The organism is Demequina aurantiaca, from assembly GCF_000975135.1.
Taxonomy (GTDB): domain Bacteria; phylum Actinomycetota; class Actinomycetes; order Actinomycetales; family Demequinaceae; genus Demequina; species Demequina aurantiaca.
In genome coordinates, this window is the sequence record NZ_BBRF01000002.1 from 252,135 (window position 1) to 277,011 (window position 24,877).

21 protein-coding genes, 1 tRNA gene and 1 other RNA gene are annotated in these 24,877 nt (G+C 63.8%); 12 read left to right on the forward strand and 11 right to left on the reverse strand.

What is annotated here, in order from left to right:
• Window positions 1–28: 28 nt before the first annotated feature.
• Window positions 29–2,737 (reverse strand): pyruvate dehydrogenase (acetyl-transferring), homodimeric type, encoded by a 2,709-nt coding sequence (aceE, locus tag AOP73_RS09650; RefSeq protein WP_236683576.1) that lies wholly within the window; start codon window positions 2,735–2,737, stop codon window positions 29–31.
• Window positions 2,738–2,962: 225 nt separating this feature from the next.
• Between aceE and AOP73_RS09655 the strand changes: the two genes are divergently transcribed.
• The 7 genes from AOP73_RS09655 (at window position 2,963) to AOP73_RS09685 (ending at window position 7,275) form a co-directional block, all read left to right on the forward strand.
• On the forward strand, window positions 2,963–3,412 hold the full coding sequence (locus AOP73_RS09655; RefSeq protein ID WP_084626780.1) for a DUF3052 domain-containing protein: 450 nt from the start codon (window positions 2,963–2,965) through the stop codon (window positions 3,410–3,412).
• A complete protein-coding gene (locus tag AOP73_RS09660) occupies window positions 3,409–3,948 on the forward strand; it encodes a peroxiredoxin (protein WP_236683577.1) in 540 nt (179 codons plus the stop codon). The genes AOP73_RS09655 and AOP73_RS09660 overlap by 4 nt, the downstream gene beginning before the upstream one ends.
• Window positions 3,949–4,011: 63 nt before the next feature.
• A tRNA-Val gene (locus AOP73_RS09665) sits at window positions 4,012–4,085 on the forward strand.
• A 24-nt stretch (window positions 4,086–4,109) separates the two neighbouring features.
• Entirely contained in the window at window positions 4,110–4,919 is an 810-nt protein-coding gene (locus AOP73_RS09670) for a potassium channel family protein (protein WP_061965391.1), read from the forward strand.
• A gap of 9 nt (window positions 4,920–4,928) precedes the next feature.
• On the forward strand, window positions 4,929–5,747 hold the full coding sequence (locus AOP73_RS09675) for a Nif3-like dinuclear metal center hexameric protein (protein WP_061965393.1): 819 nt from the start codon (window positions 4,929–4,931) through the stop codon (window positions 5,745–5,747).
• A gap of 17 nt (window positions 5,748–5,764) precedes the next feature.
• Window positions 5,765–6,502, forward strand: coding sequence for a zinc ribbon domain-containing protein (locus tag AOP73_RS09680; protein ID WP_061965395.1), 738 nt, complete (start codon window positions 5,765–5,767; stop codon window positions 6,500–6,502).
• Window positions 6,499–7,275, forward strand: a complete 777-nt coding sequence (locus tag AOP73_RS09685) for a histidine phosphatase family protein (RefSeq protein WP_061965397.1) — start codon at window positions 6,499–6,501, stop codon at window positions 7,273–7,275. Before AOP73_RS09680 ends, AOP73_RS09685 begins: the two co-directional genes overlap by 4 nt.
• Window positions 7,276–7,280: 5 nt before the next feature.
• On the opposite strand, the gene AOP73_RS09690 is transcribed toward AOP73_RS09685, so the two are convergent.
• Window positions 7,281–8,054 (reverse strand): YaaA family protein, encoded by a 774-nt coding sequence (locus AOP73_RS09690; RefSeq protein WP_061965710.1) that lies wholly within the window; start codon window positions 8,052–8,054, stop codon window positions 7,281–7,283.
• A 71-nt stretch (window positions 8,055–8,125) separates the two neighbouring features.
• Here AOP73_RS09690 and rnpB point away from each other — a divergent pair.
• Window positions 8,126–8,486, forward strand: an RNA gene (gene rnpB / locus AOP73_RS09695) — RNase P RNA component class A.
• Window positions 8,487–8,504: 18 nt separating this feature from the next.
• On the opposite strand, the gene AOP73_RS09700 is transcribed toward rnpB, so the two are convergent.
• The gene (locus tag AOP73_RS09700) at window positions 8,505–10,658 is read right to left on the reverse strand and encodes a DEAD/DEAH box helicase (protein WP_061965399.1); all 2,154 of its coding nucleotides are present in this window, start codon (window positions 10,656–10,658) and stop codon (window positions 8,505–8,507) included.
• 655 nt (window positions 10,659–11,313) lie between these two features.
• On the opposite strand from AOP73_RS09700, the gene AOP73_RS09705 reads away from it, so the two are divergent.
• On the forward strand, window positions 11,314–12,396 hold the full coding sequence (locus AOP73_RS09705) for a thioredoxin domain-containing protein (protein WP_061965401.1): 1,083 nt from the start codon (window positions 11,314–11,316) through the stop codon (window positions 12,394–12,396).
• 27 nt (window positions 12,397–12,423) lie between these two features.
• Here the strand turns inward: AOP73_RS09705 and AOP73_RS09710 are convergent, their stop codons facing one another.
• Entirely contained in the window at window positions 12,424–13,290 is an 867-nt protein-coding gene (locus tag AOP73_RS09710; protein ID WP_061965403.1) for a formate/nitrite transporter family protein, read from the reverse strand.
• 70 nt (window positions 13,291–13,360) lie between these two features.
• Between AOP73_RS09710 and AOP73_RS09715 the strand changes: the two genes are divergently transcribed.
• Window positions 13,361–14,563, forward strand: coding sequence for an LCP family protein (locus AOP73_RS09715; protein ID WP_160295467.1), 1,203 nt, complete (start codon window positions 13,361–13,363; stop codon window positions 14,561–14,563).
• Here the strand turns inward: AOP73_RS09715 and AOP73_RS09720 are convergent.
• From AOP73_RS09720 to AOP73_RS09730, 3 genes are all read right to left on the reverse strand, one after another.
• Window positions 14,560–15,153, reverse strand: coding sequence for a GNAT family N-acetyltransferase (locus tag AOP73_RS09720; RefSeq protein WP_061965405.1), 594 nt, complete (start codon window positions 15,151–15,153; stop codon window positions 14,560–14,562). The two genes, AOP73_RS09715 and AOP73_RS09720, sit on opposite strands and share 4 nt — an antisense overlap.
• Window positions 15,154–15,224: 71 nt before the next feature.
• Window positions 15,225–16,106 carry an oxygenase MpaB family protein gene (locus AOP73_RS09725; protein WP_061965407.1) on the reverse strand — a complete coding sequence of 294 codons (882 nt, stop codon included), beginning with the start codon at window positions 16,104–16,106 and terminating at the stop codon, window positions 15,225–15,227.
• A gap of 63 nt (window positions 16,107–16,169) precedes the next feature.
• Complete coding sequence (locus AOP73_RS09730; RefSeq protein ID WP_084626783.1) at window positions 16,170–18,641, reverse strand: glycogen/starch/alpha-glucan phosphorylase; 2,472 nt, start codon at window positions 18,639–18,641, stop codon at window positions 16,170–16,172.
• A 301-nt stretch (window positions 18,642–18,942) separates the two neighbouring features.
• Between AOP73_RS09730 and AOP73_RS09735 the strand changes: the two genes are divergently transcribed.
• A complete protein-coding gene (locus tag AOP73_RS09735; protein WP_061965409.1) occupies window positions 18,943–20,457 on the forward strand; it encodes an O-antigen ligase family protein in 1,515 nt (504 codons plus the stop codon).
• A gap of 17 nt (window positions 20,458–20,474) precedes the next feature.
• Here the strand turns inward: AOP73_RS09735 and ppgK are convergent, their stop codons facing one another.
• Window positions 20,475–21,284 (reverse strand): polyphosphate--glucose phosphotransferase, encoded by an 810-nt coding sequence (gene ppgK / locus AOP73_RS09740; protein WP_061965411.1) that lies wholly within the window; start codon window positions 21,282–21,284, stop codon window positions 20,475–20,477.
• Window positions 21,281–22,162 carry a type I methionyl aminopeptidase gene (gene map, locus AOP73_RS09745; RefSeq protein WP_061965414.1) on the reverse strand — a complete coding sequence of 294 codons (882 nt, stop codon included), beginning with the start codon at window positions 22,160–22,162 and terminating at the stop codon, window positions 21,281–21,283. Before map ends, ppgK begins: the two co-directional genes overlap by 4 nt.
• Before the next feature lie 31 nt (window positions 22,163–22,193).
• On the opposite strand from map, the gene AOP73_RS09750 reads away from it, so the two are divergent.
• Window positions 22,194–22,391 carry a hypothetical protein gene (locus AOP73_RS09750; RefSeq protein ID WP_061965416.1) on the forward strand — a complete coding sequence of 66 codons (198 nt, stop codon included), beginning with the start codon at window positions 22,194–22,196 and terminating at the stop codon, window positions 22,389–22,391.
• A gap of 22 nt (window positions 22,392–22,413) precedes the next feature.
• Here the strand turns inward: AOP73_RS09750 and panB are convergent, their stop codons facing one another.
• Both panB and AOP73_RS09760 read right to left on the reverse strand, forming a co-directional pair.
• Window positions 22,414–23,223, reverse strand: a complete 810-nt coding sequence (gene panB, locus AOP73_RS09755; RefSeq protein ID WP_061965418.1) for a 3-methyl-2-oxobutanoate hydroxymethyltransferase — start codon at window positions 23,221–23,223, stop codon at window positions 22,414–22,416.
• The gene (locus AOP73_RS09760) at window positions 23,220–24,866 is read right to left on the reverse strand and encodes an NAD+ synthase (RefSeq protein ID WP_061965420.1); all 1,647 of its coding nucleotides are present in this window, start codon (window positions 24,864–24,866) and stop codon (window positions 23,220–23,222) included. The genes panB and AOP73_RS09760 overlap by 4 nt, the downstream gene beginning before the upstream one ends.
• Window positions 24,867–24,877: the final 11 nt, after the last annotated feature.

Sequence of the window (24,877 nt, forward strand, 5' to 3'; positions counted from 1 at the left end):
GCGTTCTTACGTTTTACGAGGGTGAGTGTTAAGCGTCGCCGCCCGCGTTGCCCGACGTGCCCTTGGAGGGGTCGTGGAGCTCGTAACGGTCGATCGCAGCAGCCGTAGTGCCGGCCTCTACCTGTCCCTTGCGCTCGAGCAACTGCAGCGCCTTGACGGCCATTGACGGACCGTCGATGTGGAAGTAGCGGCGCGCGGCGGCGCGGGTGTCGGAGAATCCAAAGCCATCGGCACCGAGCGTGGCGTATTCGCCGGGGACCCAGGCGCGGATCTGGTCGGGAATCAGGTGGTCGTAGTCCGAGGTGGCGATGAACGGCCCCTCGGCACCCTGGAGCTTCTGGGTGACGTAGGGAACCTGCTGGCCGTCCTCGGGGTGAAGGAACGAGGCTTCCTCGGCCGCGAGCGCGTCGCGTCGGAGTTCGTTCCAGGAGGTCACCGACCACACGTCGGCGCGAACGCCGTAGTGAGCGAGCAGCAGCTCCTGAGCCTCGAGAGCCCAGGGAACGCCCACGCCGGACGCGAGCAACTGGACGCGGGGTCCATCACCCTCGGCCGCATCGGCGACCTTGTAGATGCCCTTAAGGATGCCCTCGACGTCCACGTTCTCCGGCTCAACGGGCTGGTGGATCGGCTCGTTGTAGACGGTGAGGTAGTACATGACGTTGGGGTCGCGGCCGTCGTCGCCGTACATCCGCTGGATGCCGTCCTTGACGATGTGGCGGATCTCGTAGCCGAAAGCAGGGTCGTACTGGACCACCGCAGTATTCGTCGCAGCCAGGATGGGGGAGTGCCCGTCACCGTGCTGCAGGCCCTCGCCGGCAAGCGTGGTGCGGCCCGCCGTCGCGCCAATGATGAATCCGCGCGTGAGCTGGTCGCCGGCGGCCCAGAACTGGTCTCCCGTGCGCTGGAAGCCGAACATCGAGTAGAAGATGTAGAAGGGAATCATCGGCTCGCCGTGCGTGGCGTAGGACGTGCCGACGGCCTGGAAGGCGGCTGCCGACCCGGCCTCGTTGATGCCGGTGTGCATGATCTGTCCGGCCTCGGACTCCTTGTAACTCAGCATGAGCTCGCGGTCCACGGGGAGGTAGTTTTGACCCTGCGTGTTGAAGATCTTGGCACTCGGGAAGATCGCGTCGAGGCCGAACGTGCGCGCCTCGTCGGGAATGATCGGCACGATGCGCTTGCCGAACTCCTTGTCGCGCACCAGGTCCTTGAACAGGCGCACAAATGCCATGGTCGTGGCCACCTGCTGCTTGCCTGATCCCTTGGCGAGCAGTTCGTAGTTCTTGTCGTCCGGGAGCTTGATCGGTGCGTGGTCCTCGCGGCGTTCGGGGACGAAGCCGCCGAGCTCCTTGCGGCGGTCCAGCATGTACTGGATCGCAGGGTCGGACGGGTCTGGACGGTAGTAAGGCGGGTTGTATGGATCCGCCTCGAGCTCCTCGTCCGTGAACGGAATCTCGAATGTATCGCGCAGCACCTTGAGGTCGGCCGCGGCCAACTTCTTCATCTGGTGAGTCGAGTTGCGTGCCGCGAAGTTGGCACCCAATCCGTAGCCCTTGATGGTCTTCGCAAGGATGACCGTGGGCTTGCCGTTCTTCTCCATCGACTTTGCGTATGCCGCGTACAGCTTGCTGTAGTCGTGGCCACCGCGCTTGAGGGCCCAGATCTCGTCGTCTGTCATGTCCTTGACGAGTTCCTTGGCGCGGGGATCGCCGCCAAAGAACTGGTCACGGATGAATGCTCCGGACTCGGCACGGAACGTCTGGAAGTCGCCGTCGGGAACCGTGTTCATGAGGTTGACCAGTGCACCGTCCTCGTCGCGTGCCAGTAGCGGGTCCCAGTTGCGGCCCCACACCACCTTGAGGACATTCCAACCAGCGCCACGGAAGTAAGCCTCGAGCTCCTGGATGATCTTGCCGTTACCGCGCACAGGGCCATCGAGGCGCTGCAAGTTGCAGTTCACGACGAAGGTGAGGTTGTCGAGGCCCTGATTGGCTGCGAGCTGCAGCATGCCGCGGCTCTCGGGCTCGTCCATTTCGCCGTCGCCCAGGTAGGCCCAGACCTGCTGCTCGGACGTGTCCTTGATGTCGCGTGCCTGGAGGTAGCGGTTGGTCCACGCCTGGTAGATGGCCGATGCCGGGCCAAGTCCCATGGAGACGGTGGGGAACTCCCACAGTTCCGGCATGAGGCGCGGGTGCGGGTAGGAGGACAGCCCGCGGCCCGAGGCAGACTTCTCCTGACGGAACGAGTCGAGGTCCTCCTCGGTCATGCGGCCCTCGACGAAGGCTCGGGCATAAACACCGGGAGCCGCGTGGCCCTGGAAGTAAATCTGGTCTCCGCCGCCTGGGTGGTCCTTGCCGCGGAAGAAGTGGTTGAGACCCACTTCGTAGAGCGTCGCGACGGAGGCGTAGGACGAGATGTGCCCTCCCACGCCCTTGCCGTCTGCCTGCGCGCGCGTCACCATGACGGCGGCGTTCCAGCGAATCCAGCCACGGTACTTGCGCTCGATCGCCTCGTCGCCCGGGAATTCGGGCTCGTCCTCGTAGTGAATCGTGTTCAGGTACGGGGTATTGAGGCTGAGCGGCACGCTGAGGCGGCGCTGTGCTGCACGTTCCAACATCTGGTCAAGAATGAACTCTGCCCGGCCCTCGCCGTTCGTTTCGATCAGACCGTCGAGCGAATCAAGCCACTCATTTGTCTCGTTCGGATCCTGGTCAACGTCGCCGTGTGATGCCACCGGTGGCCTTCCTGCCGGGCGCGGGGTAATGCGCCAATGTGTCTATGGGGGCGTAGCGGGTGTGCCGCCTCTTTGAACATTCTTGCCATTTTGCGGCCGATTGTCACGCTGGCGCATGGGCGCCGCACGCTCGCCCCCACAACACGAGAGGTCTGGTCGCCGTTGCATAGGGGGCATTAGTGCCTCTACTGTGGTCGCAGGCGCACGTGGAGGCGCCATTCCCCAATGACAAGGAGCGACGCCGCCGTGGCGACACAGGAGGACCCGACATCAGTCGACGAGACGATGATCGCGAGGTTTGGTCTCGACAAGGGCCACATCATCCAGGAGTTTGGATACGACGATGACGTCGAGAAGGAACTTCGGGTGGGGATCGAGGACGCCACGGGCGAGGCGATCGTTTTCGAAGACTTCGGGGATGTCACTGATGGTGCACTGGTGTGGTTCCGCGATGGTGACGAAGACCTCGCCGACCTCCTGATGGACGCTCAGGCACTGCTTGATGACGGCGCATCCATGTGGGTGCTGACGCCAAAGAAGGGTGTCGCAGGACACGTCGAGCCGCGCATCGTTGGTGAGTCGGCCTCTCTCGCGGGCCTTCACGCCACCTCAACCTTTGTGGTGGGCGATTCCTGGTCATGCACCCAACTCGTTGAAAAGGGTCGCTCTAAGTGACGCCGGTCACGGGCCTGACGGCCGCAGACCTCGCCGAAGCCAGCGCACTCCAGGCACAGGCCCAGCCGCTCGTCGGCGAGCCGGCTCCAGCCTTTAGTCTGCTCGACCAGCACGGGCGCACCGTGACGCTCGAGAGTTTTCGCGGCACCGGCTTGCTATTGGTGTTCATCCCCTTTGCCTTCACCGACACCTGCACCAACGAGCTGGTCGACCTGCAAGGCGCGGAGGACCTGCTGAACAGTGACGACATCAAGGTAGTAGTCGTGTCGTGTGATTCGATCTATACGCTCAAGGCTTGGGCCGATGCTCATGCGTACGACGGCGGCATCCTCGCTGATTTCTGGCCACATGGGGAAGCGGCCCGCGCCTATGGAGTGTTTAACGCGGACAAGGGCCTGGCCAACCGGGGCTCCTTCCTGATCGACGGCGACGGAATCGTGAGGTGGGCAATCGTGAGCGCGATGGGTCAAGCCCGCGACCTCGACGAGTACCGAGCGGCACTTCCGCTGGCGATTTCCTGCCCGTCAAAGACCTAGTCGGCGCGGGAATTACGCCAATCGCGGCCGATGGGCCACAATAGTTACGCCTGAAAAGGTGAAGGGCCCTTAGCTCAGTTGGTTAGAGCACTGCGTTTACACCGCAGGTGTCATCGGTTCGAGTCCGGTAGGGCCCACGCAGTCGGAGGGGGAGTATCGCGATGTCAGAGACGGGCGCCTTGCCAACCAAGTACGACCGCTACGCGAACAAGTTCGACGTACCGATGCTCGTGCTCGCCTTCGTCTTTCTGGTGGTGTGGTCCACCCGGATCATTGGCCAGGATCTTCCCGGCGGAGTTCGGGGAACGCTGATCGTGATCCAGGGCTGGGTGTGGCTGGCGTTTATCGCGGACATCATCATCAGGACCGTGCTGTCGGAAAAATCCTGGAAATACCTGTGGACGCATCCCATCGATGTGATCGCCGTACTGCTGCCTCCCGCACGGCCGCTCAAGATCCTCACTGTTTTTGGTAGCGGCACGGTCCTCGCCAGCAAGAAGGGCGCGGTCCAAAGTTCGCAGGCTATCGGCATCTCATTGCTGCTACTGATCTGGATTGGCGCAGTCTCAATTCTGAGCGCCGAGCGCGGTGCCGTGGGTGCGCAGATCGAGAACTTCGGGGACGCGATTTGGTGGGCCCTCGTGACCATCACGACCGTGGGATACGGCGACTTTGCTCCCGTCACCACGGAAGGGCGCCTCGTCGCTACGGTGATGATGTTCATCGGCATTGCCCTGATCGGTGTGGTCACCGCGTCGGTGGCCGGCTGGGTGGTGTCTCTGACATCGAACAAGGCGGCCGAGGATGCCGAGCAAGACGAGGAAGTCCGCGACCACCGCGACGACGCGATGGCTCAGCGTGTAGTGGACCTCGAGGCAAAGATTGACAGGCTGCTCGAGCTCCAGGGGGAAGCTCCGCCGGGCAAACAATCTCAGCCCCGTAGGCCAGGCGCCCCGACCGAGCCGGAGTAGCGTATTCATATGGCAACAGTGAAAGACGTGGTCGAGGTGCTGGAGCGCATGTTCCCGCCCGCCACAGCCGAGGACTGGGACGTCAACGGACTGGCCGTGGGTGACCGCTCGGCGCTAGTCACGCGGGTCCACTTCGCGGTGGACCCCACCCTCGCCGTGATCGACGAGGCTATTGCCGCGGGCGCCGACATGTTGGTGACACACCACCCACTCATGCTGCGCGGTGTGACCTCAGTCGCGGCGGACACGTCCAAGGGCTCGGTGGTTCACCGGCTCATTCAGGGTGGGTGCGCGCTCTACAACGCACACACCAACGCCGATATCGCCCACGGCGGCGTCGCCGATGCACTGGCTGCCGCGCTTGGGGTGGTCGATGCCTCGCCGCTCGTGCCCTCGGCGGACGACGCTTCGATAGGTCCGGGACGCATCGGCCGCTTAGAAACGCCGATGCCGCTGCAGGCTTTTGCCGATCGCGTCGCCGTTGCGTTGCCCCGGACGGCGCACGGCGTCCGCATCGCAGGGGACCTGGAGGCCGACGTCGAGACGGTCGCCGTGATGGGCGGTTCCGGGGATTCCTATCTGGACGTGGTGCGGGCAAGCGGCGCCGATGTCTACGTCACCGCAGACCTCCGTCATCACCCCGCTTCCGATGCCCGCGAACGTGCTGAACTCTCCGGCGGCAAACCTTTCCTCGTGGACGTGGCACACTTCGCATCAGAGTGGTCGTGGCTTGCCGCGACCGCCGAGCGCGTCGCCGACGCGACCGGCACCGACACCTTCGTCAGCAAACTGAACACCGACCCATGGACCGCGCGCGCAGGCGCCTGAGTCCACAAGGAGAACCCGTGCCCACTGCACCCGCCGCCGACCAGAAGCGACTTTTGGCCGTTCAAGACGCGGACATCCGCGCCCAGCAGGCGCGACACCGTCGTGACCACCATCCGCTGATCTCCCAGATCGACGAGCTGATGGGTCGTGCGCTTGATCTCGATGACGAGCGCATTGCTCGGGGCACCGAAGTGAGTGACATCCAGCGCGAGGTGACCAAGGCCGAGGACGATGTGCAGGCGGTGCGTAGCCGCGCCGAACGCGACAACAAGCGCCTCGAATCGGGCCAGGGCAGCGCCAAGGACCTGCAGGCGCTTCAGAGTGAGCTTGAGGTGCTGACGCGCCGCCAGGACGCGCTCGAAGAGGTTGAGATGGAGATTATGCAGAGGCTGGAGGACGCGCAGAAGGCGCAGGCCGACGCCACTTCACAGTATGACGCGATCATGAAGCAGGTCGAGGAACTCAGGGCGCTGCAGCGTGCCGCGTTCAGCGAGATCGAGGCGGAGTTGGTCACCATCGAAGCCGAGCGCGACAAGGCCGCCGAGGGCCTCGACGAGACCATGATGGCGCTGTACGAGAAGATCAGCGCACAGTACGGCGGTATCGGTGCGGCCGCGTTCATTCGCGGCGCCTGCCAGGGCTGCAACATGAACCTCAACGCCGGCGACGTCGCCCGTATCAATGCCGCGGAGTCGAATGCCATTGTGCGCTGCGAAGAGTGCGGTCGAATCCTGGTGCGTGGGACTGACGCGTGAGTGGATCCGGCGACAGCCAGATCCGAGACGGCGGACCCTCCGCGGCCGCCGGTGATGGTGCCATCCCCCGCATCGCCTCGGACGGGATTGACTTCGTCAGCCCACTGCTCTTTGTGATGGTGCGCCACGGAGTGACGGAGGCGACGACCGCGCGTCGGTTCGCCGGCTCCGGGGTGCCGGGACCCCACCTGAGCGCGGCGGGACGGGTGCAGGCGGCGAGGGCAGCGGACGCCGTTCACCGCATCGGCCGCAAGTCCTGGGGCGACCTGCCCAAGGTGAGCCGAGTCATCGCCTCTCCAATGAACCGGGCGCAGAACACCGGCGAGGCGCTGGGGCGCCGGTCGGGAATTCGTGTCGAGACCGACGATCGATTGAGGGAGATCGACTTCGGTTCCTGGGAGGGGCGCACCGGAGCCGAGATCAGAGAGAGTGAAGCGGATGCGCTCAGCCAATGGCGGGTCGGAGCTGTCGCGGCACCGGGCGGGGAGTCGTTTGCGGATGTTGGCGCGCGCATGGACAGCTTGATCGTGGAGCTTGCGGCCGAGCACGCCGCCTTGTGCGTCCACGGCGAGGACGTTGGTCGCGCCTACGCCTTTGCGACCCATGCGGTCGCTATCAAGTCTGCCGTGGGCATCTCCATGGGCATCGACGTGAGCTCGTGGGGCAGCATATGGCCGTCACCGGCCTCGCTGACCATTCTGCAGTTGCGCGTCACCACCAGCGGCATGATCGCGGAGCGGCACCTCATGTGCCTGGGCGCACCCGTCGAATAGGCGCGCTAGCCGGCAATCACGAGCGTGAGTTCGTCGGGGCCCTTGGCATTGGGCGTGAGTCCTACGTCGACGAGCGCGTCGCCGACCATCCCGGCTGCTGCATCGGCGAGGTCTTGGGCAGAGGCGGGTGCGGCATCCGCCGCTACCAAATGAGCGGCGAGCAGGCCGCGCGTGTGCTTGGCCATGTGGCTGACAACCGCGCGCTTACCGTCGAGCTCGCGTAGCACTTTTACCGTCACCCAAGGGTTGTCGGACGGACGCCAAGCCGCGACATACGAGCTACTGCGGCAGTCGACCACCAGGCCCCCGTCCGCGAGTTCGCTCAGCGGCGCCGCGAGGTGCCTACGCCAGAACGTCGGTAGTGTGCCGATGCGGCCCAGGCTCGTCGCCATCGATAGGCGGTAGGCGGGGATACGGTCGGCGGGGGAGACGGCGCCCCACAGCGCGGAGATGATGCGGATGCGCTCTGCGGCGCGAGTTATCGTCGCTGCATCCCAAGTGGCCATGCCGGCAGCGTCGTAGAGGACGCCGGTGTAGACGTGGGAGGCGGGCGCGGTCGGATTGGCCCACAGCGACGTGTTGTACGCGACGTCGCCCGCGAGGCTCGCGCCCACGTCCAGGACGCTCATGGCGTTGCGCTGGCCGCTGACCTTGACCAACGTGTCGCCGACGCGCTGGCGTGCAGTGGCGAGTTCCGGGTGGCTGAGTGACTCGAGGTGAACTGGATTGCCGGTGGCCGGGGGAGTCTTGCCCTCGGAGGGCGGCAACAGTAGGAGCACGGGTACCAGGGTACGGAACATTGGGTTGGCTCCAGACCGGGCTAGCGATCGCGGTAGAGTTAGCGCGCGGATGAGTTGGCCAGGCGGTCGCGTGGTGGGGCAACCCACACCGAGGAACGTCCGGGCTCCGTAGAGCAAGGTGGTGGCTAACGGCCACCCGGGGTGACCCGCGGGACAGTGCCACAGAAAATAACCGCCTCGCAAGAGGTAAGGGTGAAAAGGTGAGGTAAGAGCTCACCGCGATGCTGGTGACAGCATCGGTCAAGGTAAACCCCACTTGGAGCAAGACCAGACAGGATGCGTTCGAGGGCTGCTCGCCCGAGTATCTGGGTAGGTTGCTAGAGGCGTGCGGCAACGTACGTCGTAGATGGATGACCGCCCCCGTGGCTTAGGTCACGGCGACAAAACCCGGCGTATCGGCCAACTCATCCGCCTCACGCCGGGCGGTTCTTAGACCAGCAATTCCGCCGCGAGAGCGTCCGTCAGCAGACCAACCAGCGCCTCAAGTTGCACGTTGGTGGACATGTCGGGGTCCTCGTCTGGCGCACCGTCGAGAGCCCTCGCCGCCAAGCCGGACTTGCTGTCGATCAACTCTGCAATCTTGGAATCAATGGTGTGCGCGGCAATGATGCGCCACGCGGTGACCGGCTGGTCCTGCCCGATGCGGTGGATGCGGTCGATGGCCTGAGTCTGTTCGGCGTCCGTCCAGGACAGTTCCGCCAACACCAGGTTGGATGCGACCTGAAGATTGAGGCCCACGCCCGCGGCCGTCAGCGAGCACACCACGATCGATACCTCTGGGTCCTCGACAAACGCCGCAATGTTCTTTTTCCGTACTGACGGAGACTGGTCGCCGCGGATGGAGGCATACCTGATGCCGCGATCCGCGAACATCTGCTCGGCCTGATCCATGACATCGATGTGCTTGGCGAAGAACACCACCTTGCCGACGTTGCGCGAAAGCTGGGCGGCGAAGTCCGCAGCGAGTGAGGCCTTGGCCTGGCCGATGCGGCGCACCATCGTGAACACGTTCTCGGCGCCACTGTCCGCGCTCGCGGCCTTGAGTTCCGATGCCGCCACGCGACGGACTACCTCGTGATCGATGGCATCCGTGGCGCTGTCGGCGGAGCGAGCCTTGACCGCCGAGCGGTACCGCTCGACCAGTCGGGCGGCGAGGGCGGCCTCCGCTGCACGGATGGAGCGGCCTGCTGCGCCGTCGAGTTCAACAGGCATGTCCGCGACACGTCGGGCGGGGATGTCGGCGACCACATCGACCTTCTGACGGCGCACGATGCCCATGTCGATGACACTGGCGCGTGCGGCGGCAAAGAATCCGCGGTCGACTGGGGTGAGGCCGGTCTCTTCCAGCGAGTTCATGAGCGGGCCGAGTGGCATCGTGTCGTCAATCCAGCCCAGAAACTGCCAGATCGCACGGAAGTCTTCGATGTCGTTGATGAGAGGAGTACCGGTGAGCGCCATCAGCAGCGGTCGCGCGGCACGTGCCTGGATCCGGTCCGACAACGCAAGGATGTGCTGCGAGCGCTGAGACGTCTTGTTCTTGATGAAGTGAGCCTCGTCGACGACCATGCCGCGGAAGCCAAGGTCGCCCAACCAACCGACGTGGCGGTCCAGGATCTCGTAGTTCACAATCACGATGTCGGCGAACCCGTCAACTTGGTCGCCGTCCCCGTGTACCACCGTGGCGCGCTTCTGAGGTGTCCACAGGCGGACCTCGTTCTCCCAGTTGGTCTTCACCACGTTGGGCGAGACGACAAGCAGGGGATAGGCGTTGGCGGCCTGGGCGGCCAAGAGCGCTTGCGCGGTCTTCCCGAGTCCGGGCTCATCGGCGAGCAGGAAGGTGCGGTGACCGCTCGCTGCTGCAGCGACGACCTGAGACTGGTGAGGCATCAACTCCCGGCCGGCGGGCGTGGGGACGGGCCGGGGATCGGGCAACGTCATACAGGAGGGAGCGCCGTTGGCTCCCTGTTCAAAGGACCTAAAGAGCGGCTCGAGCAGTTCCCAGCCGGCGAGGCGGCGGGCCTGTGGAGCGTTGCGTGCGGCAGCGGCCTCAAAGTCTGGGGCAAGGAACGGATTGGCGAGCTGGCGTGCGGTGACCGACTGGGGCTGAACCTGATTCTTGGTACTGAGGGCGGGCTCAGCGGGAGCTGCCGGCTCCGACTCTGGCTCCTCGGGTGGCTCAAGACCCGCGGAACGCATCACCTTCGCCTTTACCGCGCGCGCTGAGTCGGAGACGCGGGCGTCGTCGGCCAGGAGCTGGAGGAGCGACGTGTCGCGGACGGCGGTGCGCGCGATGAGGGTGGCCACGCCGTCGAGTTGCTCAAGCTTCCTGGCACGCTTCGAATCATTGAGGTCAGTATCCGCCAACACTCGGGCACGCTCCTCTCGTACGAGCAGCGCAACCACCTGGAATTTGGTGCGTACGACCGGGCGTGTCGGCGGCCCGCTCACAGCACGGTCGACTTCTCGGGCGAGGCCGGTGAGAACCGAAATCAGGCTTCGTTCGGAGGCTCGAGTGTTGCGTCGCTGACCGGCGCCACGCCCATTGCGTGCGCCGTTCGATTTGCGTTGGCCTGCTCGTGCCACTTCTCCTCCTTCTCATGCAGCTATGCCGCGGATGCGGCACAGCCGGCCGTGCAACGTCCGTGCCGGCCTGCTCCGGCGCTACGGCCTTGGCATCGGAACTCCAGGTCCTGCATCAGCCTGGTCTGGGCGAGGAGCCCGGGCGACTCGCCATCAAGCGTCATCCTCGCCGGCATGTGCGGCTGGAACGTACGTCAGTCAATGTGGGCAGAGCCGCCACACATCTCGACCACGGTTGGTCTTGTGCAGAGTTTACCCGGTGTTTGCTGCTCACTCCGTTCAGGCGCCACAGCGGTGCGTTGGTTCGTGTCCTCATCGACGTCAGCCACATCAGTCCGGTGCGGGCGCTGGGTGTTCTGGCATACTTTTGCCCACCGGCGGGTCAGGGTGGCGCGTTGTATGAGATTGCCGCTGTGAGGAACTGACGTTGTCCGAGCCGAGTGAATCAACGCCCCTGCCGCAAGGTGCGCCATCGTCTCCTCCTCCGCCACCACCACCGCCATCGGCCTATGCGTATCAGCAGCCTCCCCAGGCTCAATTGGCGACACCTGCTCAATACCAATCTCAGGCCCTGTCCTCACCTCAAGGGCAGTATGCGGGTCAATTTCCTCCCCAGGGTCAGCCACCGTATTACGCACCGCCGCCGTCCAAGGACTGGATGGGCATCTGCGCCCTTGCAGGTGCCTTCTTCATGCCGCCGGCGGGCATCGTCTTCGGTCACCTCGCGATGCAGGCAAATGCCAAGGGTGAGGCGAAAAACCGAGGCGTCTCCTTCGCCGGGCTCCTGGTGTCGTACGCGATCACAGTGTTGTGGATCTTGTTCTTTGGGGCGATGTTCGTGTGGTTCCCCTTCATCAGCATCCCCGCGGGCCTCATGTGCCTCGCTGGGGGGATCGTGGGGATAGTGCTGGGTATCCGCATGCAGCGCGGGCCCAACCGTTCCCGCTGGAGCCCTACCGAGTCGGGCTGGACCATTGGGGTCTCATCACTGGTGACCTTCTTATCGCTGGCGCTGTGCGTGGGATCCGTGCTCTTTTTTGGACTATGGGCCTCCCTGGGAAACGAATGGAATCAGTCCGGCAACAACACCGATCAGCCTTACGAGTACGACGACTCGGGAGTCTTTCAAGGGATCGCCCCCTCCGTGGCGGATCTATCGGGTGGAATTCCCGTCGGGACTACCGGCATCGTGGGAGTCGACGTGGCCTCGGATGCTCCCCGCGTAGACATTTACGAGGATTTCATGTGCCCCATCTGCCTCGAGTTCGAGCGAGTCAACGGCACTGACATCGACGCAATGCGTGAGGCCGGAACGATTCAGGTGTATTACCACCCCATCTCAATTCTTGATCGGTATTCGCAGGGGACGGACTACTCCACGCGAGCGGCGGCTGCCGCCACCGTGGTGGCTGAACTCGCCCCGGAGTACTTCCTGGCCTTTAACGCTGAGCTCTACGCGAACCAGCCCTTGGAGAATTCGGGCGGCCTCAACGACGACGAATTGGTGAGCCTCGCAATCCAGGCGGGTGTCCCGGCCGAGGTGGCCGTGCAGATCGTGGATGGTCGCTACGCGGAATGGGTCGCCGCGGCGACCGAACAGGCGAGCATCGACGGGATGAACGGCACCCCTACCGTCATTCTTGATGGCCTGGTTGTTGATCAGCGAGAAGTGCAGTATTTCCAGCCGGGCGAACTTCGAGCCGCTTTCGAAAGCATCCGCGCAAGCACGGGACTCGCCTGAGCCACACCGGGAGACACGAGGTGACTCCTACTCGCTGACTACCTCAGGCTGCTTGTTGCGTTGCTTGCGGAGGTAGCGCCGGTCATCGTTCGCGTAGGCGTAGTAGAACCCGATGAGCAGTCCGCCGCCAACAAAGTTCCCGGCGAGCACTATCCCCAAGTTCGCGAGAGCGAGTCCCACCTCGATGCCGCCGTTGAGTGCCTGAATCGTGAACAGCACGGTGTTCGCGACCGAGTGCTCAAAGCCAACAAAGACGAAGATGAAAACACTGATGATCATCGCGAGCGACTTAGTAAACGCGTCTTTGATCATGCCGTTGTAGACCAGCACCATCGCCAGATTGATCATGAAGTTGCACAGGATGGCACGCATGAACAGATCCGACCAACCCGCGGGTCCGGCAGAGATGAATGCGAGTTTAAGGTCAACCGAGGCCGACATCTGATAGCCCACGCCCCCATCGACCAGCGTTGACCCCATCACAATGAGGGCGATCGCAAGCCCGCCCAGAAAATTACCGATGAAGCACATGGTCAGGACGCGAAACGAGCGGAAGCAGTTGATGCGTCGGAAGTACCCGCCGACTGCCACGAACATCATGTTCGACGTCAGCAGTTCGGACTTACTGAAGTAGATGAACACCAGAGCGAAACCAAAGAACAGCGCACCCACCAGGCGGCCAATGCCGAAGAGGTCGCCGGAGCCTACCGAGGCGAAGACGTCAATCACGGAGAAGGTGGTCAAATACATGACGCCGATGATCGCGCCGGCCATCGCTGCGCGCATGAGATACACGCGGGCCAAGCCGCCACTCATACGAGTCTTGGTGTCAAGCGCGTCGAGCACAGTGGAGATGAACTGCTTGCCTGGAAACAGGTGCCCCTGATCGGTCATGAGACTAAGGCTCTCACGGTTAGGCGGGTCGCATACTCACCAATGGGAACCGTGGCGGTATTCTCGCTACGTGACACCAACAGGCGAGGACAACTCAAACGGACAGCGCGACGCGCGCCGCCCCATGCCCCCGTCGATCGCACCCGGCAACACGCCGCAGCGCCGCTCAGTGATCCCGCCCTCGCAAGAGCAGCGACAGAGCCGCCCGCCCGTGCGGGCCACCTCGCCGTCACGCGAGCAGTGGTCGCAGTCGCCGCAACAACCACGCCAACCTAAACAACCACACCAACCGCAGCAACAGCGGTACGAGCAGGAGCCGCCTCAGCCCAAGCCACGCCGCAAGCATCACCGATGCTGCGTGATTGCCTGGGTGATCATCGGCGCCTTGGTTCTCTATTGGGTGGCCTTCCTGTTCTGGGCGCAGTCGAACATCAATTCTGTCGAGGCACTCAGCGGAGCCGCGAGCACGCCAGGGGAGACATATCTCATCGTGGGTTCCGATTCCCGCGAGGGCTGGGACCATCCTGACTCGACTGAGGGGGAGCGAACCGACACCATCATGGTGCTCCACAAGCCCGAAAGCGGCCCGGTTGCCCTGATCAGCATTCCTCGCGACTCGTACGTCGACATCCCCGGCCACGACAAGAACAAGATCAACGCGTCGTTCGCCTGGGGCGGCCCGCAACTGCTGGTCGAGACCGTCGAGGAGTTGACAGGTCTGACCGTTGACGGCTACTTCGAGATTGGCTTCACGGGAGTTGGGGAAATTGTTGATGCTCTCGGCGGCGTCGAGCTTTGCTACGACCAGGACGTCAGCGACAAGAACAGCAAGATGGAATGGGAGGCCGGCTGCCACGTGGTGGACGGCGACGAGGCACTCGCGTTTTCGCGTATGCGGTACGCCGACCCCCTGGGTGACATCGGTCGCACCCAACGACAGCAACAACTGGTGGCGGTCGTTGCGCAGGACATCCTCAGCCCCGCGACAATCCTCAATCCCACCAAGCTGATTCCGGTGACCGCGGCAGGACTCGACGCCTTCCGCGTCAGCGAGGGCACCGGCGTTCTCGACCTGGGCAAATTTGCGCTGGCGTTGCGCTCGGGAATGGGCGGCAACGCGGTGACGGGCACGCCGCCCATCAAGGACCTCGGGTACAACGTTGCGGGTGCTGGTTCGACCGTGTTGCTCGACCCCGACCAGATCGACGAGTTTTGGGACAAGATCGCCAACGGCGAGTACGAACCCGGCACCGAGGTCGGCGGAATCGGCTAGTCGGCGCGCTGAACCCTCGCCTCAAGGGCGTTCCGTGCGGCGGGCCACTCGCTCGCGATGAGCGAAAACACTACGGTGTCGCGCAGAGACCCATCGCGCAACACCTGGTGATTGCGCAGCACGCCGTCCTGCTTGGCGCCCAGGCGGGCGATCGCGGCACGAGACTGGTGGTTGTGCCAGTGAGTGCGAAACTCGACCGCGATGCAGTCCAGGTCCTCAAAGGCCCGCGTGAGGAGCAATAGTTTGGCGGACGCGTTGATCCCGGTGCCGTGCGACTCCTTGCCCAGCCAGGTGTGGCCAATCTCGAGGCGTCGGTTGGGCTCGTCGATGTTCATGTACGTCGTCATGCCGACGGCGCGTCCCGATTGGGCGTTCACGATTGCCCACGGCGCCATGGCCCCGCTGTGCTGCAAGCTGAGCCGGCGTTCAATCTCTCCCGCCATGGCATCGGGTGCAGGAATTGACGTGTACCACGTGCGCCACAGCTCGCCGACGGATGCGGCCGCGTTCAGTTCCGCCGCGTGGTCCGCCACGAGAGGCTCGAGACGCACGTACCGGTTCTCAAGCAGGGGAGTCTCAGAAAAAGTCACGGCACGACCCTACCGCCCGCTGTAATCGGAGCGGAAGTGGTCGTGCCCATCGCAACGGGGCCGAGGGTTTGTCAATACTTGGGGCGAGCGTGCGTGTGTTCCGCAGTTCCTAGGCCCCACCGCACTGCCTTGGTCGCGATGGCCGCTTGCATACGGCCGATGCGGGGACCGCCCAGGCGCTCCACTCCCAGGTCACGACGGGCCCAGTCAGGAAGCAGCGCCACCGAACCGGCCGCGAGCATCTGGTACCCGGGGCGGGCCAACCAAGGAAGCGGCGGCTCCTTCAGGAGGAAGTGCACCGTGTCGAGCGCCTCGTCGGTGGCCTCAAGTTCGGGACGATACCCCTCGATGCACGTGGCCAGCTCCGCGGTGGTCTGCGGGATGTCCGTAGCGCCGAGCGCTGCAGCGACGCGACCCGACTGCGCGACGTAAAGGTCGGCGTCCGCATCCGTCATGGGGCGGGCGCCAAAGGTGCGGTAGGCACGCAGGAACGAGTCCGCCTCCGCCACGTGAACCCACCGCAGCAGGTGGGGGTCGGACGCACGGTAAGGTCGCCCATCGGCCGCCTTCCCCCGTACCCGCTCGTGAACTGCACGGACCCGATCCACCATCTCCTGTGCATCGTCCGCATTGCCAAAAGTGGTGAAGGCGAGGAAGGTGGACGTGCGTGCGAGCCGACCCCACGGATCGCCCCGGTAACCGGAGTGTCCCGCGACCCCCGCCATCGCGAGTGGGTGAAGCGACTGTAGGAGCAGGGCCCGCAGGCCACCCACAAAGGTGGAAGCGTCGCCATGAACACGGCGCATGGGACTGCCGGGCGGAAACCAGCGCGGGCCCGGCGTGTTGTGGATGCGGTCGCGTGCCTCGTACCCGCCGGGACCCGCGATCTTGGTGAACAGCGCGTCGCCCACGCGAGATCTCACGCGCTCGATGGGGTTGGCAGTAGCGGTCATCCGTCCAGTATCACCCTGGACGGGTTGAGCATCTACGCGGTCGTGAGCGACGCCTTCGAATGGTTAGAGGTTCTGATCCATGGGCTTGGCTCCCCAGATGCGATCCAGGTAGTCCTGCATCGAACGGTCCGAGGAAAAGTACCCGGAGCGTGCCACGTTCAGTACTGCCGAACGGCTCCAGCCCTCGTGATCCGCGTAGGCGGCCTCGACACGCGCCTGAGCATCCATGTACGACCGGAAGTCTGCGAGCGCCATGAATGGGTCAGAGTGCACCAGATTCGAGACGAGTGGAGCGGTGGCAGAAGCATCACCATTGGTGAAGATGCCTGACGAGATGAGGTCGAGAGCCGCGCGGAGCTGGGCATCTGACTCGTAGTAGTCGTGCGGCTGGTACCCGTCCGCCGCGAGTGCGGCGGCGGCGGGCTCGTCCATGCCGAACAGAAAGAAGTGGTCGTCGCCCACGAGCTCGCGGATCTCCACGTTGGCGCCATCGTCGGTGCCGATCGTGAGGGCGCCGTTCAAGGCAAATTTCATGTTGCCCGTTCCGGACGCCTCCTTGCCAGCAAGTGATATCTGCTCAGACAGATCCGCCGCTGGGATGAGCTTCTCCGCGAGCGTGACGTTGTAATTCGCGGGAAAGGCGACCTTGAGCCGGCCCTGGATACTGGCGTCCGCGTTGATGGTGCGGCCCACCGCGTTGATCATCGCGATGGTTTCCTTGGCCATGTAGTAGCCGGGGGCGGCCTTGGCGCCAAACACAAACGTGCGCGGCGTTACCGTGTCTAGCGGTAGTCGTCCCGAGCGAATTCCCTCGTAAAGCGACACGATGTGGAGCAGCTTGAGGCTCTGACGCTTGTACTCGTGGAGGCGCTTGACCATCGCGTCCACCATCGCGTCGCCAGCAATCTCGATGCCATCGCGGGCGGCGAGGACGTCGGCAAAGTGACGCTTGTTGGCGGCCTTGACCTCACGGAACTGGCGGCGGAACTCTGTGTCCTCGGCGTACGGCTCGAGTTCACGTAGGCGTTCAAGATCAGTGATCCACTCGTCACCGATCGCCTCGGTAATCAGACCGGACAGGCCCGGGTTGGCGAGTCGCATGAAGCGTCGCGGGGTGACGCCATTCGTCACGTTGGTGAACTTCTGCGGCCACATCTCGGCAAAGTCCTTGAGGACCTTGGAGGCCAACAGCTGAGAGTGAAGCGCGGCGACGCCGTTGACTCTGTGGCCCGCGACTGTCGCGAGGTGCGCCATGCGCACTGCGCGCACTGGACCTTCCGCAATGATGGACATGCGCTCGACGCGCGCGTCGTCACCAGGGTATTGAGCCTGGACCTCGGCAAGGAAATCCGCGTTAATGCGGTCAATGATCTCGAGGTGACGGGGGAGTAGGCGGCCGAGCAACTCAACGGGCCACACCTCAAGTGCCTCGGGAAGCAGCGTGTGGCACGTGTAGTTGAATACGCGCTGCGCGACCGCCCAGGCGGCGTCCCACTCCCAGTCTCGCTCGTCGACGAGCAAACGCATGAGTTCCGGCACCGCGATCACGGGGTGAGTGTCGTTGAGTTGGAACGTGATGCGCTCGGGAAGCGCGGTGAGGTCGAAGTCATCCGGCAGGACGTTCTCAATGAAGTCGCGTAGCGAACAGGCGACAAAGAAGTACTGCTGCTGCAGTCGCAGCTCCTTGCCCTGGGGAGTGGAATCCTCGGGGTAGAGCACTTTGGAGATGTTCTCTGCAAAGGTCTGGGCGCGCACGGCCTCGGCGTAGTCACCAGAGTTGAAAATCTGCAGGTCGAAGGCTTGCGTAGCCCGTGCGCTCCATAGGCGCAGTGTGTTGACGCGGCCGTTGTGGTAACCGGGAACCATGTAGTTGTACGGGACTCCGTTGACGTTCCAGCCCGGTACCCACTTGCGTGCACCGTTCTTTGCGCCCGCGACCGACTCGGTGTGGCCTCCAAACCAGACCTCGACCGCGTTCTCGGGGTGGGGTAGTTCCCAAGGCGATCCGAGGCCCAGCCAGTTGTCTGGCTTCTCAACCTGGCGTCCGTCAACGAAGGTCTGCCTGAAGATGCCGTACTCGTAGCGGATGCCGTAGCCGATCGACGGCACATTGAGCGTCGCGAGTGAGTCGATGAAACAGGCGGCGAGTCGCCCAAGTCCGCCGTTGCCCAGACCGGGCTCAATCTCGACGCCGCGCAGGTCCTCGATGTTGATGCCCAGTTCCGCCAGCGATTGCGCAGCGATGCCTTCGAGGTCAGCGGACAGCAGGTTGTTCTCGAGTTGTGGTCCGAGGAGGAACTCGGCAGACAGATATGCGACTGCCTTTGCCTGATCGCGGTTCTGATTGCGTAGCGTCTCAAGCCAACGGGTCATGAGGTAGTGGCGAACGGTGCGCGCTAGCGCTAGATATTGATCGTTCGCCGAGGCCCGGTCAAGGTCGACGCCCTGACCAAAATTGAGTTCACGAAGGAACTCGCGGGTAAAGCTCTCGACGGTGTGCTCGCGTGCAGCGACGGGGGGTGTATTTGAGTCCACGCCACGAATGTATCCGGGATTTGCAACTGGCGCTTCCGGCAAACGTCCCAGACCGCCGATGCGTCGCAGACTGGCTAGGTGCAATCAGCAACAATTCGGTCAAGTTGATGAAGAGAATGGGCGATTTGTCGCATTTTCCTGTATGAATAGTCCAAAGGTAGACAAAAACTTCATCCAAAAAACCCGGTTCGATACCGGTTCGCGGTATGGTGAACCTTGGTCCCGCCGAATTTCTTCGGCAACTGAGCAGTCGACGACGCCTCGCCACGACCAAAGAAATAGCCCTTGGTGAGGAGTGTGTATGACGAGTTTGAGTCGCAGTCGCGACCGCGTCATGCGCGCCCTCGACACGACGGCTGGACGCGACGCACTCACGGTGTGGGCAGTGGTGCTCATGTTCTCCGGCCAGGGCTTTCGTTACCTCCTCGGACTTCCGCTGTATTCCGTCCTCTGCTTGGTGACCTTGGTGGCGGTTGTCATTGGGTTCCGCGAGACGATGGCGCGAATCAAGGTTCCGCTGCTCATTACCGGCCTCATTGTGCTTGCGGGTGTCAGCATCGTGTGGTCCGCGACCCCGGCAGTGTCCATGCTGGCGGTGGTGGTGCTTATTGCCACCACCTTCCTCGCCGCGGTCACCGTCCAATCCGCTGGCACCTTCAGGTTCATGCGATTGCTCTACCGTGGCCTGCAGATCAGCCTGATGGGTGGACTAGCCTTTGAGTTGGCGGTCTCCGTCGTGGTGCGGCACCCGCTCAATCCGCTGGTCAATGACCTTGACTCACTGGCAGGCATCGACCCCAAGGCATCGCCCTTCACCTGGTCAAACAACCTGCTCTTTGAGGGCGGCCCCATCCAGGGTTTCGTGGGCAACCGCAATCCTTTCGCGGCGATCGCACTCGTCGCTGGCATCGTCGCTGTGGTCATGTTGCTGGATGGCCGCGTGCGCCGCTTGGACGCCATCGCCACCATCGCCACGTCGGTCCTGGTTCACGCGCTGACCCGCTCCGCGACTGCCTTCGCCATCATCGCCTGCCTCATCGTCCTGGTGGCCGCGGCCTTCTTTATTCGCCGTCTCAACCGTCAGATGAGCCGCCTCGTCACCGTCTGCGTGGGAATGTTCGGACTCTTCTCGCTCGCAGTCGCCGCAAAGTTCTACCCCCTGGTACTCGGGCTGTTTGACCGCGACACTGACCTCACCAACCGCACCGGCATCTGGGGGCACGTGTCGACGCTCGCGTTGGAGCGCCCACAGGGATGGGGGTACGTAGCGTATTGGCCGGTATGGGAGGAGCCCTACGCCTCCGTCGTACGAAACACGACGCTCCGCGCGACTCACGCCCACAACGCCTTCATTGACGCATGGTTCCAGCTCGGTATTGCGGGCATGATCTGCCTCATTGCCATTGTGGTGGCACTGTCGATCCGTTCGTGGAGGATCGTGCAACGCAGTAACCGAGGGGACTCCTACATCCCGCTCGGCTGGGCCTTGCTCACCGCAACGCTTGCCTTGCAAGCGTTCACGGAATCCAGGCTGCTGGTCGAGGGCGGCTGGTTCCTGCTAGTCGCGCTGGTCCTCATGGTTCCGCGCGGAATCGCGTTCCAGTTGGCCCCACCATTCCTGGTTCGCACCGGATCGCGCAGCGAACCTGACATGGCGCTGTGGAAGAAGACGCCACCGCGCGTCCACTCGGATCGCATTCCGCTGATGGTCGACGATCCACGCATTGCCGACGGCACGCTGGCCCGCGATCACGCGACGCCACCCGACGACGACCAGCCACGCCGCGGCCGGTTCGACGCGTCGGAGGACTCGTAGTAACGCTCAGTTGAGGGTTACTTGCCCTTCTTCTTGGCCTTCTTCTCAGCAGCCTTCGCGGCATCGGCCTGCCGCTTTGTCACGTTGTAAGCGTGCGCGGCCGCACCCACAATTCCGGCCTGGTTAAAGAGTTCTGCCGGCACGATAGGTGCACGGAGAGCCAACCTTGGCAGGAAATCCTCCCAGTGCTTGGAGATTCCGCCTCCCACAATGATCAGATCCGGCCACAGCAGCTTCTCCATCTCGGAGTAGTACCGCTGTAGGTGAACCGTCCACTCCTCCATCGATAGGTCGTGGCGCTCACGGGCTGACTCCGCCGCAAAATCCTCGGCGATCGCACCGTCGATCTCTACATGCCCGAACTCGGTGTTGCGCACCAAGGTGCCGTCCACAATGAGCGCCGAGCCCACTCCGGTTCCCAGAGTCGTCAGCAACACCACACCATCCTGCTCGTGGGCAGCTCCGTACTTGTACTCGCCGTACCCGGCGGCATCCGCGTCGTTCAGGACCACGACGTCGTGGCCCGCGTAGTCGCGGATGATTTGGCGCAGGTCGGTACCGATCCATTTGTCGTCAACATTGGCGGCTGTCTTCACGATGCCGTCCTGGATAACGCCAGGGAACGTGACGCCGACCGGCACCTTGTGCGACGGCTCGAAGCGGGCGATGACCTGAGCAACTGTCCTGGCCACAGCATCGGGAGTGGAAGGGTGCGGCGTGGGGATGCGGTAGCGATCCTCGGTGAGCTCGCCTGTCTTGAGGTTGACCGGCGCGCCCTTGATGCCGCTTCCGCCAATGTCTATTCCGAGTGCGATGTGTTTGCTCATGGCAGTGTCAGAACCTCCGGGCCTGAATCAGTGATCACTATGGTGTGTTCAAATTGCGCGACCCAGGCACCGGACTTGGTGACGACGGTCCAGCCGTCGTTCCATTCCTCGTTGGCCTGAGATCCATCGACGAGCATCGGCTCGACGGTGAAGACCATGCCCGGCTCGATGACGTCCGCATGCTCGGGGGCGGCGTCGTAGTGGGGGATGACAAGTCCAGTGTGGAAGGCGGGACCCACGCCGTGACCCGTGTAGCTCTGCACGGACTCCATGCCAAACCGTGAGGCGTACTTTTCAATGACGCGGCCAATGATGTTGACCTCGCGTCCCGGGCGGGCGGCCTTGATGCCACGCATCATCGCCTCGTGGGTGACCTCCACCAGCTGACGGCTGCGCTCCGTGCCCTCTCCGGCGATGAAGGACCCGCAGTTGTCGCCGTGCATGTGGTTCTTGTAGGCGGTGATGTCCACCTTCACGATGTCGCCGTCTTCGATCACGGTGGAGTCGGGAATCCCGTGGCAGATGACCTCATTGACCGAGGTGCACATCGCCTTCGGGAAAGGCGGCCTGCCCGCGGCGCCTGGATAGCCGAGCGTCGAGGGATAGGCGCCGTGGTCGAGGATGAACTCGTGACCGATGCGGTCGAGCTCATCAGTGGTGACACCGGGGACCACGTGCTTGCCGACCTCGGCCAGCGCCTGCGCGGCAATTTTGGCGCTGATTCGGATGCGCTCGATGACCTCGGCAGAATGAACATCCCCGCCAGTCCAACGCGCCGCGCGCTTCTTGCCGACGTAATCTGGGCGAGTAATGCCCTTCGGTACGGCGCGCAGTGGAGACACCACGCCCTTGCTGATGGTCTCGCGTACTGGTGCCATACCTGGCAGTCTATTAGTGGAGGCGACGCTCATGTCCACCGATTCGGAACAGAAGCCCGAGTACTTCTTCAATACCCGGACCAAGATGGTCGAGAAGGGGCAGTTGAGCTCCTGGGACGACCTGATGGGCCCGTACGCCACCCACGAGGAGGCGGAGAAGGCCCTGGAGACGGCCAAGAAGCGGACCGAGTCCTGGGACGACGCCGACGACAAGTGGGGCAACGGCTAAGGGCAGCCGATGCTGCGGCGAGTTACTCGTCGAACGTGTGCTCGGCGGCGGGGAACGTCCCGCCCTTGACCTCGCCGACGTAGGAACGTGCCGCCTGCGTCATGAGCGCTCCGACCTCACCAAACGTCTTGGAGAACGACGGGTGCCAGTCGCCCACGCCCGCCATGTCGAGCCACACCAGCACCTGGCCATCGGTGTTCGGCCCGGCGCCAATGCCAATTGTGGGGATGTCCAGCGCGGCGGAAATCTTTTCCGCGACCGGCGCGACCACCATCTCGAGCACCACGGCGAACGCGCCCGCCTCTTGGAGAGCCACGGCATCGGCGAGCATGTCGTCGTAGGCGCCGTCTCCGCGGCCCTGGATGCGGCGTCCACCCAGGGCGTTCTCCGACTGCGGCGTGAAGCCCAGGTGGCCCATGAAGGGAATGCCGGCATCGGTCACCGCCTTGACCTGGCGCGCGATGCGGCGTCCACCCTCGAACTTGACCGCATTGGGTGCGCCCAGCTTCATCATGCGAATCGAGGACTCGACCGCCTGCTCGGGGGAGACCTCGTACGAGCCGAAGGGCAGGTCGGCCACCACGAAGGAGTGCTCGCTGCCGCGAGAGACGGCACGCACGAAGGGAATCATCTCGTCGACGGTCAGCGGCACGGTCGAGTCGTACCCCAGGATGTTGTCACCCAATGAGTCACCCACGAGCAGGATGTCCGCGCCTCCAGCGTCGAACAGTCGTGCGGTGGGGGTGTCATACGCCGTCAGCATCGCGATCTTCTCGCCGCGCGCCTTCATCTCGCCAAAGTGGTGAATTCGAACCTTCTTGCGATCGCTCATGATTCAACCTTCTCACGCCAGCGGCTGGTAATTGGCAGTCTGCGATCACGGCCAAAAGCCAGCGCGGTGACCTTGGGTCCCGGCGGGTACTGGCGTCGCTTCCACTCCGCACGGTCGACCAGTGACAGCACCTTGTCCACGACGTACTCGTCGAATCCGCGGGCGAGGAGCTCGGCGCGGCCCTCGGCGTGCTCGACATACGCGTCGAGCACCTCGTCAAGCAGGTCGTAGGGAGGCAGCGAGTCCTGGTCCACCTGTCCAGGACGCAGCTCGGCGCTAGGCGGCTTGGAGATGGAGTTTTCGGGAATGGGAGGAGTCTCGCCTCGCGCGACCGCGTCGGCATTGCGCCATCGCGACAGGTCCCACACGCGAGTCTTGTCGAGGTCCTTGATGGGAGCGAAGGCGCCCACCGCGTCTCCGTACACGGTCGAGTAGCCGACGGCGAGCTCGCTCTTGTTTCCCGTGGCTAGCGCGAAGACGCCCTCGGCGTTCGAGATTCCCATCAGAATCATGCCGCGTACGCGCGCCTGGATGTTCTCCGCGGCCACGCCGGTCAGGCCGAGCTGGGACTCAAAGACGGCGACCATCGGCTCGATGGGTTGCACGCGGTAGTCGGCGCCGATGTTCTCGGCAAGCACCTCGGCGTCGGACTTGGAGTGATCGGACGAGAACTTGGACGGCATGGAGACGCCGATGACGTTCTCACCACCCAGCGCATCGGCCGCTATGGCCGCGACCAAGGCGGAGTCGATGCCGCCGGAGAGTCCGAGCACCACCCTGGACATGCCGTTCTTGAGGACGTAGTCACGCAGGCCGGTCACGCAGGCCCAGTAGGTCTTGGCGTCGTCACTCAGCGGAGCAGTGACCTCGGAGGCCGGGGGAGTCTGGTCGTCGCGGGGCACGTCCCAGACGATGAGCGCGTCGGTGAAGGCTGGCGCGGCGGCGAGCAGCCGCCCGTCGGAGCCGACGATGAAGCTCTGGCCATCGAACACCAGGTCGTCCTGGCCGCCCCACATGTTGACGTACGCCACCGGTGCGGCGACCTCCGCGGCTCGGCGTTGCGCAAGCTCGGTACGGATGTGCCCCTTGCCTTCCTCGAACGGCGAGCCGTTGAGTACCACGAGGAGTTGCACGTCGGCATCGTCCATCTGAGAAACGGGGCCGCCGTCCTGCCAAATGTCCTCGCAAATGACGAGCCCGACGCGAACACCATTCGCCTCGATCACGCAGCGATCCTCGCCCGAGGCGAAAATGCGGCGTTCGTCAAACACCCCGTAGTTGGGCAGGTGATGCTTGTTGTAGCGCGCGGAAACCGAGCCGTGTTGGATGACGACGGCCTGGTTGAAGGGCCGGCCCTCGGTGTTGACGCCTAGGGTGCCGAGCAGCACGGTGAGGCTACCCAGGCCCTCGGCCTCGAGCGTCTGGGCGATCTCGGTCACCGAGCGTTCGGCGGCGCGCTGAAAGCTCTCGCGCAGGGCGAGGTCTTCGATGGGGTAGCCGGTGGTGGTCATCTCGGGGAAAGCCACGAGATGGGCACCGAGCGCGTACGCCGCGCGGCATCGGTCGAGGATAAGTGCGCGGTTACCAGCGATGTCGCCAACGCAGGTGTTGATCTGCGCCATGGCAATTCTCAAGTCAGACATGGCGTCAGCCT

Excerpts from the sequence above, each read along its gene's own strand:
- AOP73_RS09655 (WP_084626780.1), top strand. The coding sequence starts at position 2,963 with ATGACAAGGAGCGACGCCGCCGTGGCGACACAGGAGGACCCGACATCA.
- AOP73_RS09670 (WP_061965391.1), top strand. The coding sequence starts at position 4,110 with ATGTCAGAGACGGGCGCCTTGCCAACCAAGTACGACCGCTACGCGAAC.
- AOP73_RS09675 (WP_061965393.1), top strand. The coding sequence starts at position 4,929 with ATGGCAACAGTGAAAGACGTGGTCGAGGTGCTGGAGCGCATGTTCCCG.
- AOP73_RS09705 (WP_061965401.1), top strand. The coding sequence starts at position 11,314 with ATGGGCATCTGCGCCCTTGCAGGTGCCTTCTTCATGCCGCCGGCGGGC.
- AOP73_RS09710 (WP_061965403.1), bottom strand. The coding sequence starts at position 13,290 with ATGACCGATCAGGGGCACCTGTTTCCAGGCAAGCAGTTCATCTCCACT.
- AOP73_RS09725 (WP_061965407.1), bottom strand. The coding sequence starts at position 16,106 with ATGACCGCTACTGCCAACCCCATCGAGCGCGTGAGATCTCGCGTGGGC.
- AOP73_RS09735 (WP_061965409.1), top strand. The coding sequence starts at position 18,943 with ATGACGAGTTTGAGTCGCAGTCGCGACCGCGTCATGCGCGCCCTCGAC.
- ppgK (WP_061965411.1), bottom strand. The coding sequence starts at position 21,284 with ATGAGCAAACACATCGCACTCGGAATAGACATTGGCGGAAGCGGCATC.
- map (WP_061965414.1), bottom strand. The coding sequence starts at position 22,162 with ATGGCACCAGTACGCGAGACCATCAGCAAGGGCGTGGTGTCTCCACTG.
- AOP73_RS09750 (WP_061965416.1), top strand. The coding sequence starts at position 22,194 with ATGTCCACCGATTCGGAACAGAAGCCCGAGTACTTCTTCAATACCCGG.
- panB (WP_061965418.1), bottom strand. The coding sequence starts at position 23,223 with ATGAGCGATCGCAAGAAGGTTCGAATTCACCACTTTGGCGAGATGAAG.
- AOP73_RS09760 (WP_061965420.1), bottom strand. The coding sequence starts at position 24,866 with ATGTCTGACTTGAGAATTGCCATGGCGCAGATCAACACCTGCGTTGGC.